The organism is Telluria sp. RB2R28 (genome assembly GCF_059685835.1).
Window position 1 is genome coordinate 126,979 of sequence record NZ_JCASIK010000004.1, and the last position, 13,248, is coordinate 140,226.

Here is a 13,248-nt window from a genome sequence, read left to right on the forward strand (position 1 = left end):
CACGAACAAAAGCCCGGCGTTGGATCAGCCGGGCTTTTTTGTTGTTGCGCGTCAGGCGACGCGGGCGTGTTCCACCACATCGACCACCCACGCGATGCCGAACCGGTCCTTCACCATGCCGTACATCGGTGACCAGCTGGAGGGCGCGAGTTGCTGCACTATCGCCGCACCGTCGACCAGCTTGTCCCACAGGGCCTGGATTTCCTCCTGCGTGTCCCCGCGCAGCGAGACGTAGAACGCGTTTTCTCCCTGGTGCCACGGCTTGTCACCCGCCACATCGAAGGCCATGATGCGAAAGCCGTTGGGCGCCTCGACCTGGCCCCAGACGATCAGGTCCAGGTCTGCCTCGTTTGCGGTGCGGCCCGCGTCACGGTAAGTGAACTGCATCAGCTGGCCGCCAAAGACCTGTTGATAAAAGGCCAGCGCGGCGCGCGCCTGGCCCTGGAAGTTGAGATGGGTGACTGCCTGAACGGACATGAAGAACTCCTGATGAGGGTTGGAAGACAGGTGCTACGATAGCAATCCCTCCTGTCACTTTTTGTCAGTTGCCGATGTCCCGCCCACAGCGCCTGTTTCGCCTGCTCGATGCACTTCGCCGCCTGCCGCCCCCCGTCACGGCAGCGCAGCTATCGCACGACACCGGCGTCTCGGTACGCTCGGTCTATCGCGATATCGAGACCCTGCGCGCGGGCGGCGCCGAGATCGGCGGCGAGCGCGGTTTTGGCTACACGCTGGTGGACGACGGCACGCTGCGCCCGCACACGTTCAGCCGCATCGAGATCGAAGCGCTCACACTCGGCATGGCCGAAGTACGGCAGATGGGCGACCCGGCGCTGGCCAGTGCGGCCAACGCGGTACTGGCCAAGGTGGCCGCGACCCTGCCGTCGCTTGGCCAGCAGCACCTGCTGCATGCGGTGTCGCAGGTCCACCGTTTCGGTCAGCGCTTTTCCAGCCTGCCCGACATGGCCACGATCCGCGCCTGCTGCTGGCGCGAAGAAGCGCTGGCGATCGATTACCGCGACCGCCACGGCGCGGCCAGCACGCGCACCATCTGGCCGCTCGCCATCGTGTATCTCGACGGGATGCTGGTCGTGCTGGCACGCTGCTGCCTGCGCGAGGACTTTCGCATGTTCCGCGCCGAGCGCATCGCGGCGCTCGCGCCAACGGGCGCGAGCTTTCGGCCGCGGCGGGCAGCGTTGTTGCGCGACTACCAGGCGATTCTCGACGCGACGTAACGGCGCGCATACCCTATGATGGCGGTCTTTCAAGCCTGACCAGGAGACACCCTTGAATTCCCGCACCCCGCTGCTGCACGCCCTCATGCTCGCCGGCCTGGCGACAGTCTCAGTCGCCCACGCTGCGCCTCAGGTAGCCGCCGGCCGCACCATCTTCCAGAACAACTGCGCCAGCTGCCACACAGTCGATACCGGGATGGCGCAGCTGGCTGGCCCGGGCCTGTTCGGCGTTGTCGGGCGCAAGGCGGCGGGTGTCGCCGGGTTCAATTATTCGGCGGCGCTGGCCAAGGCCGGCGCGAGCGGCACCGTGTGGACGCGCGACGAACTCGACGTGTTCCTGCTCGACCCGGCCAAACGCGTGCCTGGCACGACCATGCCGGTCGGCGTGCCGGACGCAAAACAGCGCGGCGCGCTGATCGATTACCTGGCCAGCCTGCAGGGGGCTGCAGCTGTTGCTGCCGCGCCAGCGCTTGCGAAGGCCGATGCACAACCTGCCTCCCGCGCCGGTGCCTGGACCGAAAACCAGCCCGGCAAGATCTGGCACATCAAGCCGACCGACCTGGCTGCGCCGTTTGCGACGGACAGCGCCGGCAACAGCGCGCGCGTGCAGGCGCGGCCCAACGGCACGCTGCCGACCGTGATGCCCGGCTTTACGGTCAGCGTGTTCGCGCAGGACGCCGACAAGCCACGCGTGGCGCTGCGCGCGCCGAATGGCGACGTGTTCCTGGCCGCGACCGGTGCCGGCGCGATCAAGGTGCTGCGCTCGCGCGATGGCAAGAAGGCCGACAGCGCCGGCGTGTTTGCCACTGGCCTCGCGCGTCCGTATGGCATGGCGTTCTGGCCGAGCGGCGCCAATCCGCAGTATCTGTATGTGGCCGGCGTCAATTCGGTGGTGCGCATCCCGTACCGCAATGGCGACCTGACGGCACGCGCCGCGCCGGAGGTCGTGATTGCCGAACTGTCCGAGACCAGTGGCGGGCACACGACGCGCACGCTGGCATTCTCGAAGGACGGCAAGACGCTGCTGCTGTCGATCGGTTCGGCCACCAACGTCGCGGCCGACATCGGTCGTACGCCGCCCGTGCCGCTGGCGCAGTGGGAGCGCCAGCACGGCGTGGGCGGCGCCTGGGGCGTCGAGACGGACCGCGCCACCGTGATGGCGTTCGACCCGGACGGCAAGAACCGCCGCACCTTCGCGACCGGCCTGCGCAACTGCGTGGGTCTGCTGGTGCTGCCGGCCACGGGCGACGTCATGTGCAATGTGAACGAGCGCGATGCGCTGGGCGACAACCTGCCGCCGGACTACCTCACGCGCGTGAAGCAGGGCGGCTTCTATGGCTGGCCGTGGTACTACATCGGCGACAACGAAGACCCGCGCCTGGCAGGTCACCGGCCCGACCTGAAGGGCAAGACGATCACCCCGGACGTGCTGCTGCAGGCCCACTCGGCGCCGCTGGGCATGGTGGCGTATCACGCGCCCAAAGGTGCGACGAGTGCGTTCCCGAAGGAGTACGAGGGCGATGTGTTCGTGGCGCTGCACGGCTCGTGGAACCGTGGCGTGCGCACCGGCTACAAGGTCGTGCGCGTGTTCATGAAGAACGGGGTGCCCACCGGGCAGTACCAGGACTTCATGAGCGGCATGGTGGTCAGCGACCGCGATGTGTGGGGCCGGCCGGCCGCAGTCGAAGTCGCACGCGATGGCGCGCTGCTGGTGGTCGACGATGCCGGCGGCACGCTGTGGCGCGTGGCGCCGGGGCGCTGACGCAACCTGGACACGGGAGTGGCACGCGGGTGGACACGCGCGTGCACAAGCGACCGCGCATGCGCTAGGATGGTGATCTACTATTGGTAGGGGACTTTCATGAATTCGCATACGCTCAAGCTGGCCCTTTGTGGCGCGGCCTTGCTGGCTGGCTGCGCCGGCACACCACCCACGGCGGTCAAGCAGACACTGGTTCTCGAAGACTACGTGGACGGCGCGCCGCGCGATGCGGCGTGCCTGGCGCTGGACGACGGCGCGCGCGCCCGCGCCACCAAGCACGGTTTCAATCTGGTGGCGAAAGAGATGGCGGTCGCACCCCTGGCCGGCGCGCCGGCGGATGCGGCGCCGCGCTCCGTCTATCTGGTGCCGCTCGGCAGCCACCCGGTGGAGCGAATGGCGCGGCAACTGGATGGCTCGTTCCATTCGGTATTCGTCAATTGCCAAACTCGACTGGCTTATATTGCCAAACGCGGCGGCGTGATCGACAGTATCTATTGGTTCGGACCGTTCGATCTGTGAATCGATTCAACCTTGGGTTGAAAGGCGCGTGTGAATCCGGCGCCATTTGCAGAATCCCCGTCAATTCAGGCGCGCTTGCTTATTTGACTGGCCATATTGCGCGCCTTGTTTCCGATTCCCGGTTGCGCACACACAAAGAAAGTACGTCCTTTACGCGATTGAATTTGTCAAATCGAGAAGATGTGATATTGTCGCGGGCATCGGGCAAATCGATCGAATAATAGGGCGCTGAACCAAACAGTATGCACGGAAGCGAAGCGAAAAGAACAAGCCGCCTTGCCTGACCAATTGCTCAGGCAAGGCGGCTTTTTCTTTTCGCACCCGCAAGGGTAGCGCTGTGACGACGCTGGAACGGTGGCCTGTCGACGTTGGCTGAAGCGCTGCAACTGTGAGGAGTTGCAGCAGTTCAGCCGGTGCCGGATTCATTGACGCATATCGATCTTCGGTTTGCGTCGATGAATAACTCGCCGGTCAACAACGACCTGGCGGGTTTTAAACCCTGAGCGTATTTCTCATCGCAGATGAAGGAGAATTAAAATGGCAACCGCTAAAAAAACAGTTGTAAAGGCAGCAGTGAAGAGCGCGCCTTCGTCCACGACGAAGTCGACCGCAAAGGCTGCAGCAGAGAAACCAGTCGCGAAAAAAGCCGCGACCAAGGCCGCCACCAACAAGGCCACCACGGCAAAGGCAACCACTGCCAAGGCAACCACTGCCAAGGCAGCAGCCAAACCGGCAGCCCGCGCAGTGAGCAAGCCAGCGACGAAAACCGCCGCGAAACCTGTTGCAAAGAAAACCACTGCAACCAAGACCGCTGCAACCAAAACCACGGCAACCAAAACCACTGCTGCCAAGACCGCAGTTAAATCGACCGCCAAGTCGTCTGCAAAGCCGGCAGTAAAGAAAGCCGTCGCCAAAACTGCAGCAAAGCCAACGGTAAAGAAAGCCGTCGCTAAAACTGCAGCGAAGCCGGCAACCAAGAAAGTCGCTGCCAAGTCCGCAGTAAAGCCGGCAGCTAAAGCAACAACCAAGCCAGCGGCTAAAGCAGCAACCAAGCCAGCAGCTAAAGCAGCAACCAAGCCAGCGGCTAAAGCAGCAACCAAGCCAGCGGCTAAAGCAGCAACCAAGCCCGCAGCGAAGAAAGCAGCCGCCAAACCGGCAGCCAAGCCAGCGGCAAAGAAAGCAGCAGCGAAACCTGCAGCCAAGCCGGCCGCAAAGAAAGCAGCAGCCAAACCAGCAGCCAAACCTGCAGCCACGAAAACGTCGGCCAAGGCCGCTACTAAATCGACGGCCAAATCGGCTACCAAGTCGACCGCTAAATCGGCCACCAAGTCGACTGCTAAATCGACCACCAAGACGGCAGCTAAATCGCCGGCCAAGTCGACCGCTAAATCAGCAGCCAAGCCGGCAGTAAAGAAAACCACCGCCAAGCCGGCCGCTAAAACGACGACCAAAGCTGCAGCCAAGCCGGTCACCCAAAAAGCGGGCACCAGCAAGGCAGCCGCCAAGCCAGTCGCCAAAAAAGCGGCCACGACCAAAGCAACGGCAAAGCCGGCAGCGCAAAAAGCAACGGTGACCAAAACCGCAGCCAAACCGGCCGTCACCAAGACCGCTGCTGCCAAGCCAGCCGCGAAAAAAGCGACCACCACCAGCGCCGCCGCCAAACCAGCTGTGACCAAAGCTGCTGCGACCACGACTGCTGCTGCCAAGCCTGCTGCTGCCAAGCCCGCTGCTACCAAAACCGCTGCTACAAAAACGGCCACGGCCACGGCCAAGCCAGCTGTCGCCAAGACCGCTGCGACCAAGACCGTCGCCGCCAAGCCGGCCACCACCAAGCCAGCTGCCGCAAAGCCGGACACGAAGGCCGACATCAAAGCCGACACCAAGCCGGAAATCATCACCGACGCGAAAGCCGACGTCAAAGCCGATGCGAAAGCAGACGTGAAAGCGGACGTGAAAGCGGACAGCAAGGCCGACGCCAAGCCGGAAGCGAAGAAGCCAGCCGCCAAGAAGGCAGCGACCAAGCCGGCAGCGGCTGACGCGAAAGCGGGCGACACGCCTGCAGCCGCACCGGCGGCGTCAGCAGCCACGCCAGCAAAAAGCGTGATCGCGCCAACCGCCTGGCCATTCCCGACCAGCAGCCGTCCGTAACCGCGAACGTCCCTGCCTGCCGCGCGTCTTGCGCAGCATGGCAAGTGGGGCGCGCTTCAGGCACAATGCCGCTGTGTGATCCTTCGCACAGCGGTTTTTTTTTGAGGAGAGTCCGTGCTGTCCATTCTTCAGTTTATCGTCGATATCGTTGCAGGCCTGCTGGGCGGGGTGCTGTTGCTGCGCTTCTGGACGAATGCCATCCGCGTGCGTCTTCCCGACCAGATTCGCCAGTTCGTCCACACCATCACCGACTGGCTGGTGATGCCGCTGCGGCGCGTGGTGCCCGGTACCCGCGGCTACGACTGGGCAAGCCTCATCGGCGCCTTCCTGGTGGTCCTGGTGGCCAGTACGGTGCTGCTGCTGGCCGGCGCCAGCGGCGAGACGATGCTGCTGTACGCGCTGCACCGCTTCTTGACGTGGATCCTGTACGGCTTCATGGCGCTGTTGATCATCGAAGCGGTCTTCAGCTGGGTCAATCCCAATGCGCCGCTGGCGCCGTTCGTGCACGCGCTCAATCAGCCGTTGCTGCGCCCGATCCGGCGCGTCGTCAAGCCGATCGGCGGCATGGACCTGTCGGTGCTGGTGGCGCTCGTGCTGATCCAGATCCTGCTGTTCGTGCTGCGGCAGGTGTTCGGCTACGTGTAGATCGGTAGGGTGGGCGGGTTTCCCGCCCACGCGTTCAACGGCGATGACAAAAGGCCTCTGCATGCAGAGGCCTTTTTTTGTATTACGCGGTGCCTTCGTTTTAGCGGAACTTGCTGCCGAACGCCTGCTCGAACTGCGCGTCGAATTCCTGCGGCGTGAAGTGGTGGTTCTGGCCACCGGCCGAGGCGATCTTGATCGCGCCCAGCAGGCTGGCGATGCGCCCGCTCGTGGCCCAGTCCAGGTCATTGGTGATGCCGAACAGCAGGCCTGCGCGGTAGGCGTCGCCGCAGCCGGTCGGGTCGACCACGTTGGTGGCCGTCACGGCTGGAATCTTGATGTGTTCGCCGTTCGCGTAGATGTCCGAACCGGCTTCGCCGCGCGTGATGATCAAGGCATCCAGGCGCGCCGCGATGTCGGCATGGCTCAGGCCCGTGCGGTCCATGACCATCTCGAATTCGTAGTCATTGCACGCGAGGTAGCTGGCCTGGCCGATGAACGTGATCAGTTCTTCGCCCGAGAACATCGGCAGTTGCTGGCCCGGGTCGAACATGAACGGCACCTTCTGTTCGGCGCAGTCGCGCGCGTGCTTGATCATGCCGTCGCGGCCGTCGGGCGAGATGATCGCCACGCGGATCGGGCCCTGGTCGGCCACGTTGTTCTGGTTCGAGTATTCCATCGCGCCCGGGTGGAAGGCGTTGATCTGGTTGTTGTCCTGGTCGGCCGTCACGAAACACTGCGCGGTGTAGGCCTCGGGGATCGTGCGGATGCCGCGCGTCTCGAGCCCTTGTTCCTGCATGCGCTTGAGGTAGTCGCCGCCGTCCTGGCCCAGGGTACCCATCATCAACGGCTCGCCGCCCAGCTGCTTGAGGTTGTAGGCGATATTGGCCGCGCAGCCGCCGTATTCGGTGCGCAGCGTCGGCACCAGGAACGACACGTTCACGCGGTGCAGCTGGTCGGCCAGCAGCGTGTCGCCGAAACGGCCGTGGTACTGCATGATTTTGTCGAACGCGAGCGAGCCGCAGATCAGGGCGGTTTTGGTCATGGTGTGGCTTTCATGGATAGAACACTGCGATGTGGTAGCCGGACGGCTCTGCGCCCTCCAGCCTGAAATGGATGCGCACCTGCTGCTCGCCGCGTGCGGCGAACCCGGTGGGTGCGGCAGCGGCCGCGCCGGCATAATCGCGCGGGCCGAACACGCGGCGTACCAGCGGCTTGTCGTCAAGGTCGTTCAGCGTCAGTTCGAGGCTGGGCCAGGCCAGCGCCATGTCGCCCTGGTTGCGCAGCACGGTGCTGAAGGTATAGGCGTTGCCGCCCAGCGTGATGAGTTCACCGGTCTCGATCACCAGTTGCTCCGGTCGCGCCGGCAGGTTGACGCTGCAGCCGAACAGGGCGCAGGTCGACACCAGCGCCGGACGCAGGCCCGGATGGCGCGCCGCCAGCACGTCACGAAAGCTCACCGCTGCCTGCACGACCAGCGCAATCAGCAGCAGCACGCTGCCGACGGCCAGCACGATGCGCCGCGTCTTGCTGGAAGCTTCGCGCTGGCGTGTGCTGCGCACGAACTCGGGTTCATCGATGTCCGGCTTCGGCTTGGGCGGTGGCGGTGATGGTTTGGGCGCCTCGTCGATGCGCGGCGGTGCGGCCTTGACGCGGCGTGCGCGTGCTTCGGCGGCGCGGTTGCGCGGCGAGGCAGGCACGCTGGATGCGATCGGCGGCGAGCCGCCCGACGATTCGCGCAGCAGCAGGGTCGGCGGGCCGATCGAGTCTGCCGTGTGTTCGCGGCTTGGCTCGGGGGCGGGGAGGATGTCCGGTTCGGGCGTTGATGCCGGCGTCGGCACCGGTTCTGGTTCTGGCTCCTGCTGCGCGACCGGCTCGCTTATCTGCTCGCTTACCGGCTCGCTGACCGGTGCGAGCGTCTCGACCGGCGTCTCGTCGACGGGAGCAGGGGAGGGAACTTCAGGCGTTGCATCAGCAGGCGCCGCAACAACCGGCGCCGGCCCAGCCGCCAGATCGATCAGCGCGCTGTTCCCGTCAAAAATCTGCTGGCATGCGCCACAACGCACGATGCCCCCACGCAGCTTGAGCTGGTCCGCGGCGACGCGGAACTGCGTGCCGCAGTGGGGGCATTGTGTGGCGAGCGCCATGCCTTTAGCCGGTAGTAGCAGTGCGCGCCGGCGGTGTGTCCTGGCCCAGCGTGCCGTGCAGGGCAACCCAGCCATCCTGCTCGGCCCAGACGCCCAGCTTGATGAATGGCGCGTAGGCTGCAGCCACTTCGTCGGCCTGGCGTGCCAGCACGCCCGACAGCACGAGTGAGCCACCATCGGCCACGCGGCCGGCCAGCATTGGCGCCATCAGCTTCAATGGGCTCGACAGGATGTTGGCCACGACGATGTCGAACTTGCCGCCGGCATGGCGCGCATTGCCGGAAGCGGCAAACGTGTCAGGCAGGTAAAAGTCGATTTCGACGTTGTTGCGCTCGGCGTTGGCGCGTGCCGATTCGATCGCTTGCGGATCGATGTCGACACCGGCCACGTCCTGCGACCCCAGCTTCTTGGCCACCATCGCCAGGATGCCCGAGCCGCAGCCGTAGTCCAGCACCGACTTGCCCGGCGCAGGATGGGCTTCGAGCCACTCCATGCACAGGCGCGTCGTCGGATGGCTGCCGGTGCCGAAGGCCAGGCCCGGGTCCAGCTCGAGAATCAGGCCGTTCGGGTCCGGCGCCACGTGCCAGCTCGGCACGACCCAGATATTGGTGCCGATGTGGATCGGCTCGAACTGCGACTGCGTCAGGCGCACCCAGTCGGCGTCTTCCACCTTGCGGGTGGTGAACGCCGGCACGACGGGCAGCCGGATCGCTTGCGCGGCCTCGGTGACGATCGCCAGCTGGTCGGCCTCAAGCTCGGTCAAAGCGACGACGCGGCTGTGGTCCCAGGCCGCTTCGGTCGGCTCCATGCCCGGCTCGCCGAACAGTGGTTTTTCGTCCTCGGTGCCTTCGTCGGCGTCTTCCACCGACACCGACAGCGCGCCGGCTTCCATCAGGGCGTCCGACAGCGCTTCGGCGTGTTCGCGCGCCAGTTCGATGACGACTTCAGTCCAGCTCATTCGTTCACCTTGACTTCGGATTTGGCGGACAGCGCCGTTTCCTTCGGCAGGTCGGGCTTGGCGGCCAGTTTCTGCTCCAGGTAGTGGATGTTGGTGCCGCCTTCGATGAAGCGGGCGTCGACCATCAGTTCGCGGTGCAGCGGAATATTGGTCAGGATACCCTCGACCACCATTTCAGACAGCGCGATCTGCATGCGGCGAATCGCCTGCTCGCGCGTGGCGCCATACGCGATGACCTTGCCGATCATCGAGTCGTAGTGCGGCGGCACGTAGTAGCCGGCGTACGAGTGCGAGTCGACGCGGATGCCAGGGCCACCCGGCGGATGCCAACTGGTGATGCGGCCCGGCGACGGCGTGAACTTGAACGGGTCTTCGGCATTGATGCGGCACTCGATCGAGTGACCCGACAGCATGATGTCGCGCTGGCGGAAGCGCAGCTTTTCGCCGCAGGCGATGCGGATCTGTTCCTGGACGATGTCGATCCCGGTGATCATCTCGGTCACCGGATGCTCGACCTGGATACGCGTGTTCATTTCGATGAAGTAGAACTCGCCATTTTCGTACAGGAATTCGAAGGTGCCGGCGCCGCGGTAGCCGATCTTGCGGCAGGCTTCGGCGCAGCGGTCACCGATCTTTTCGATCAGCTTGCGCGGGATGCCCGGCGCCGGCGCTTCTTCGATGACCTTCTGGTGGCGGCGCTGCATCGAGCAATCGCGCTCGCCGAGCCAGACGGCGTTTTTGTGTTCGTCGGCCAAGATCTGGATTTCCACGTGACGCGGATTTTCCAGATACTTTTCCATATAGACTTCCGGATTGCCGAAGGCGGCGCCGGCTTCGGTCTTGGTCATCGCCACAGCGTTGATCAGGGCCGCTTCGGTGTGCACCACGCGCATGCCGCGTCCGCCGCCGCCGCCGGCAGCCTTGATGATCACCGGGTAGCCGACGCGGCGCGCCGTCTGCACGATTTCTTTCGGGTCGTCCGGCAGGGCGCCGTCCGAGCCTGGCACGCACGGCACGCCGGCGCGGATCATGGCCTGCTTGGCCGAGACCTTGTCGCCCATCAGGCGGATCGATTCGGAACGCGGGCCGATGAAGACGAAGCCCGATTTCTCGACGCGCTCGGCGAAGTCGGCGTTTTCGGACAGGAAGCCGTAGCCCGGGTGGATCGCTTCGGCGTCGGTCACTTCGGCCGCGCTGATGATCGCGGGCATGTTCAGATAGCTGAGGCTCGACTGCGCCGGGCCGATGCAGACCGACTCGTCCGCCAGTTTCACGTACTTGGCGTCCTTGTCGGCCTCGGAGTGCACGACGACCGTCTTGATGCCCAGCTCGCGGCAGGCGCGCTGGATACGTAGCGCGATTTCACCACGGTTGGCGATGAGGATTTTTTCAAACATGGTTGGTCCGGTGGTTCAGTGAAAACCGGCGCAGCTGAAAGACAAGCGGCGCCGGACACGTCATGGGTGAGCTGGTGGCAGGACTGCCGCCCAGCTTGAGGCTTTAGCCAATCACGAACAGCGGCTGGCCGAATTCGACCGGCTGGCCGTTTTCCACGAGGATCTTGGTGACAACGCCCGAGACATCGGCGTCGATTTCATTCAGGAGCTTCATCGCTTCGATGATGCACAGCGTTTCGCCTTCCTTGATGTTCGCACCCACTTCGACGAACGCGGCAGCGCCCGGTGCGGACGAACGGTAGAAGGTACCCACCATCGGCGACTTGACGACGTGGCCGGTTGGCTCGGCGGCCACGACCGGTGCTGCAGCGACAGGCGCCGCGGCCGGGGCTGGCGCCGCGAATTGTTGCACGCCTTGTTGCGGCATCATCATCATCTGGCCCTGGCCAACAGCGGACGACTTGACGATGCGGACCTTGCTTTCGCCTTCGGTCACTTCGAGTTCGGCGATGTCCGATTCAGCGACCAGGTCGATCAAGGTCTTGAGTTTTCGTAGATCCATGTGAAACCCCTTGGAATTATTCGTTTTAGAGAGCAGGCCGGCGCGTCCAACAGGCCGCGCAGCCGCTGATACATGAAGTTGACGTAGATTAACGCTATTTAAGTGCGAAGTCGATGGCAAACCTGTATCCGTCCGGCCCCAGTCCGCAGATCACGCCACGCGCGATGCCGGAGAGATAGGAATGCTGCCGGAACGATTCGCGGGCATGCACGTTCGACACGTGCACCTCGACGAATGGAATGGCCACCGACGCGAACGCATCGCGCAGTGCTACGCTGGTATGGGTCAAGCCACCAGGATTGATCACGATAAAATCCACGCCTTCGGTGCGTGCGGCGTGGATGCGATCGATCAGGGCGCCCTCATGGTTGCTCTGGAAATGCTCCAGTGCTGCGCCGGCGTTCGTGGCTTGTGCAACTGCTGCGTTCTCGATGTCGGCCAAGGTGGTCGTGCCGTACACCGCAGGCTCGCGCGTCCCCAATAAATTGAGGTTGGGGCCGTTGAGAAGCAGTAGCTTTTTCGCCATAATGAGAGTCTGGTAGCCCGAAAGTCAGGCATTGTGCCGCCTAGCTCGGCTGTTGGCAAGCGGTAAAATTGCTGGTGATTAGCCGAAATTGGCCGCAATTGCAAATCGTACGGTCGTTCGTTAAATGCACGATCAACGCCCGTTCAACCCTTCAATTTGGCCAGGTCGGCGCGCAATTCGTCGAACTTGAGCTTGCCAATATACGTCTTGAGCACCTGCCCGTCGGCGCCGATCAGCACAGTGTACGGCAAGCCGCCCATCGTGTTGCCCAATTCCTTCGACAGCTCGGTCCCGCCCATGCCCGCCACGTAGAGTGGATAAGCAATCTGGTGCTTGGCGGCAAATTCGCTCATATTGGTCGGCGAATCGATGCCGATCCCGATCACATTGAAATGCTTGCCCTTGTCTTCACCCGCCAGGTGCGACAGCTCCGGCATTTCCTGCACGCATGGGCCGCACCATGTCGCCCAGAAATTCACCAGGAGGGGCTTGCCCTTCCACTGGGCCAACGGCTGCGGTTCACCCGCCAGGTTGTTGAGCGACTGCGCATACAGATTGGTGACGGCATTGGTCACTGCGCCGGCGCCGGCAGCCGTACTGATCTGGGGGGAGGCCGGTGCCGGCGCCTTTTTATAGAGCGCGACGACGGCGCCCATCACGCCAAACAGCGCGGCCACTGCCACGTAGGTGGCCAGGTGTTTCTTGTTCATTCGTTCTGTTCCAGTGTTGAGTCGGCAGCGATCAGCGCGCGCAGGCCGGCAGCGTCGAGACGTTGCGGGCGGCCATCCGCGCGCGGCTTGAGCGCGCCGCGCAGGTCTTGGTATTCAAACAATTGCGCATGCACAGTTTCCTTCATCCACGGGAAACTGACGGTCTCGACGGGCGCATGGCGCCCCCCCTTGAAATGCGGGGTTTCCGAGATCTCGATATTAACATTGCGATTCAGCAGATAGATCTGCACTTCTTTCGCGCTGTCGGCGAACAATTGCAGATGGATATCGTCGTGCTCACCGGCCGTGCCTTGCAGCACCGGCCCCGTGATGTACGGATTGAAGTCGGCCAGCGCCTCCATCACCTGCAGCGCCGTGGCGCGCAATTGCGCCAGGCGCTCGCTGTGGTCCGGGCCGCCGAACAGCGCCAGGTACTTGCGCACTTCGTCTTCGACCTGGATGTCGTCGGGCATCATATTGGGAACAGGCTGGTTCACGCCGAGCACCTGGCGGGCCGCCTTGCGGCGCGCGGTATCGATGTCGGCGCCATCCTGGGCAACCATGCGCGCAGCCACGAGGGCGATCTCTGCGCGCAATTGAATAAGATCGTTGTTCAAGTTCGGCATCATGATCGAGATCATA

Annotated in this window: 15 protein-coding genes; 5 read left to right on the forward strand and 10 right to left on the reverse strand. The window is 63.9% G+C overall.

Features of this window, described 5'->3' with window-relative positions; translation table 11 throughout:
* Positions 1-51 precede the first annotated feature (51 nt).
* On the reverse strand, positions 52-477 hold the full coding sequence (locus AC56LV_RS16250) for a VOC family protein (protein ID WP_499559100.1): 426 nt from the start codon (positions 475-477) through the stop codon (positions 52-54).
* A 74-nt stretch (positions 478-551) separates the two neighbouring features.
* On the opposite strand from AC56LV_RS16250, the gene AC56LV_RS16255 reads away from it, so the two are divergent.
* From AC56LV_RS16255 to AC56LV_RS16265, 3 genes are all read left to right on the forward strand, one after another.
* A complete protein-coding gene (locus AC56LV_RS16255) occupies positions 552-1,235 on the forward strand; it encodes a helix-turn-helix transcriptional regulator (RefSeq protein ID WP_499559102.1) in 684 nt (227 codons plus the stop codon).
* A gap of 52 nt (positions 1,236-1,287) precedes the next feature.
* Positions 1,288-2,997 carry a PQQ-dependent sugar dehydrogenase gene (locus AC56LV_RS16260; protein WP_499559104.1) on the forward strand — a complete coding sequence of 570 codons (1,710 nt, stop codon included), beginning with the start codon at positions 1,288-1,290 and terminating at the stop codon, positions 2,995-2,997.
* A 99-nt stretch (positions 2,998-3,096) separates the two neighbouring features.
* Positions 3,097-3,516, forward strand: coding sequence for a hypothetical protein (locus AC56LV_RS16265; RefSeq protein ID WP_499559106.1), 420 nt, complete (start codon positions 3,097-3,099; stop codon positions 3,514-3,516).
* Between the two features lie 512 nt (positions 3,517-4,028).
* On the opposite strand, the gene AC56LV_RS16270 is transcribed toward AC56LV_RS16265, so the two are convergent.
* Entirely contained in the window at positions 4,029-5,117 is a 1,089-nt protein-coding gene (locus AC56LV_RS16270) for a hypothetical protein (RefSeq protein ID WP_499559108.1), read from the reverse strand.
* On the opposite strand from AC56LV_RS16270, the gene AC56LV_RS16275 reads away from it, so the two are divergent.
* Positions 5,086-5,664 (forward strand): histone, encoded by a 579-nt coding sequence (locus tag AC56LV_RS16275; protein ID WP_499559110.1) that lies wholly within the window; start codon positions 5,086-5,088, stop codon positions 5,662-5,664. The two genes, AC56LV_RS16270 and AC56LV_RS16275, sit on opposite strands and share 32 nt — an antisense overlap.
* Before the next feature lie 114 nt (positions 5,665-5,778).
* Positions 5,779-6,309 (forward strand): YggT family protein, encoded by a 531-nt coding sequence (locus tag AC56LV_RS16280; protein ID WP_499559112.1) that lies wholly within the window; start codon positions 5,779-5,781, stop codon positions 6,307-6,309.
* Between the two features lie 100 nt (positions 6,310-6,409).
* Here the strand turns inward: AC56LV_RS16280 and AC56LV_RS16285 are convergent, their stop codons facing one another.
* The 8 genes from AC56LV_RS16285 to AC56LV_RS16320 form a co-directional block, all read right to left on the reverse strand.
* A complete protein-coding gene (locus tag AC56LV_RS16285; RefSeq protein ID WP_499559114.1) occupies positions 6,410-7,351 on the reverse strand; it encodes a carbohydrate kinase family protein in 942 nt (313 codons plus the stop codon).
* Positions 7,352-7,361: 10 nt separating this feature from the next.
* Positions 7,362-8,453 (reverse strand): DUF3426 domain-containing protein, encoded by a 1,092-nt coding sequence (locus tag AC56LV_RS16290; RefSeq protein ID WP_499559116.1) that lies wholly within the window; start codon positions 8,451-8,453, stop codon positions 7,362-7,364.
* A gap of 4 nt (positions 8,454-8,457) precedes the next feature.
* The gene (prmA, locus tag AC56LV_RS16295; protein WP_499559118.1) at positions 8,458-9,411 is read right to left on the reverse strand and encodes a 50S ribosomal protein L11 methyltransferase; all 954 of its coding nucleotides are present in this window, start codon (positions 9,409-9,411) and stop codon (positions 8,458-8,460) included.
* The gene (accC, locus tag AC56LV_RS16300; protein WP_258835657.1) at positions 9,408-10,808 is read right to left on the reverse strand and encodes an acetyl-CoA carboxylase biotin carboxylase subunit; all 1,401 of its coding nucleotides are present in this window, start codon (positions 10,806-10,808) and stop codon (positions 9,408-9,410) included. Before accC ends, prmA begins: the two co-directional genes overlap by 4 nt.
* A gap of 103 nt (positions 10,809-10,911) precedes the next feature.
* On the reverse strand, positions 10,912-11,370 hold the full coding sequence (gene accB / locus AC56LV_RS16305; RefSeq protein ID WP_499559120.1) for an acetyl-CoA carboxylase biotin carboxyl carrier protein: 459 nt from the start codon (positions 11,368-11,370) through the stop codon (positions 10,912-10,914).
* A 94-nt stretch (positions 11,371-11,464) separates the two neighbouring features.
* The gene (aroQ, locus tag AC56LV_RS16310) at positions 11,465-11,896 is read right to left on the reverse strand and encodes a type II 3-dehydroquinate dehydratase (protein WP_183556304.1); all 432 of its coding nucleotides are present in this window, start codon (positions 11,894-11,896) and stop codon (positions 11,465-11,467) included.
* A 143-nt stretch (positions 11,897-12,039) separates the two neighbouring features.
* Positions 12,040-12,606 (reverse strand): TlpA family protein disulfide reductase, encoded by a 567-nt coding sequence (locus tag AC56LV_RS16315; RefSeq protein WP_332532266.1) that lies wholly within the window; start codon positions 12,604-12,606, stop codon positions 12,040-12,042.
* Positions 12,603-13,235: a hypothetical protein gene (locus AC56LV_RS16320; RefSeq protein WP_183556306.1), complete on the reverse strand. Its 633-nt coding sequence runs from the start codon at positions 13,233-13,235 to the stop codon at positions 12,603-12,605. Before AC56LV_RS16320 ends, AC56LV_RS16315 begins: the two co-directional genes overlap by 4 nt.
* Positions 13,236-13,248 lie beyond the last annotated feature (13 nt).

Bases quoted from the DNA above. Each gene is read 5' to 3' on its own strand.
- accC (WP_258835657.1), bottom strand. From the start codon at position 10,808: ATGTTTGAAAAAATCCTCATCGCCAACCGTGGTGAAATCGCGCTACGT.
- AC56LV_RS16320 (WP_183556306.1), bottom strand. From the start codon at position 13,235: ATGATGCCGAACTTGAACAACGATCTTATTCAATTGCGCGCAGAGATC.
- aroQ (WP_183556304.1), bottom strand. From the start codon at position 11,896: ATGGCGAAAAAGCTACTGCTTCTCAACGGCCCCAACCTCAATTTATTG.
- AC56LV_RS16265 (WP_499559106.1), top strand. From the start codon at position 3,097: ATGAATTCGCATACGCTCAAGCTGGCCCTTTGTGGCGCGGCCTTGCTG.
- AC56LV_RS16285 (WP_499559114.1), bottom strand. From the start codon at position 7,351: ATGACCAAAACCGCCCTGATCTGCGGCTCGCTCGCGTTCGACAAAATC.
- accB (WP_499559120.1), bottom strand. From the start codon at position 11,370: ATGGATCTACGAAAACTCAAGACCTTGATCGACCTGGTCGCTGAATCG.
- AC56LV_RS16315 (WP_332532266.1), bottom strand. From the start codon at position 12,606: ATGAACAAGAAACACCTGGCCACCTACGTGGCAGTGGCCGCGCTGTTT.
- AC56LV_RS16250 (WP_499559100.1), bottom strand. From the start codon at position 477: ATGTCCGTTCAGGCAGTCACCCATCTCAACTTCCAGGGCCAGGCGCGC.
- AC56LV_RS16290 (WP_499559116.1), bottom strand. From the start codon at position 8,453: ATGGCGCTCGCCACACAATGCCCCCACTGCGGCACGCAGTTCCGCGTC.
- AC56LV_RS16255 (WP_499559102.1), top strand. From the start codon at position 552: ATGTCCCGCCCACAGCGCCTGTTTCGCCTGCTCGATGCACTTCGCCGC.
- prmA (WP_499559118.1), bottom strand. From the start codon at position 9,411: ATGAGCTGGACTGAAGTCGTCATCGAACTGGCGCGCGAACACGCCGAA.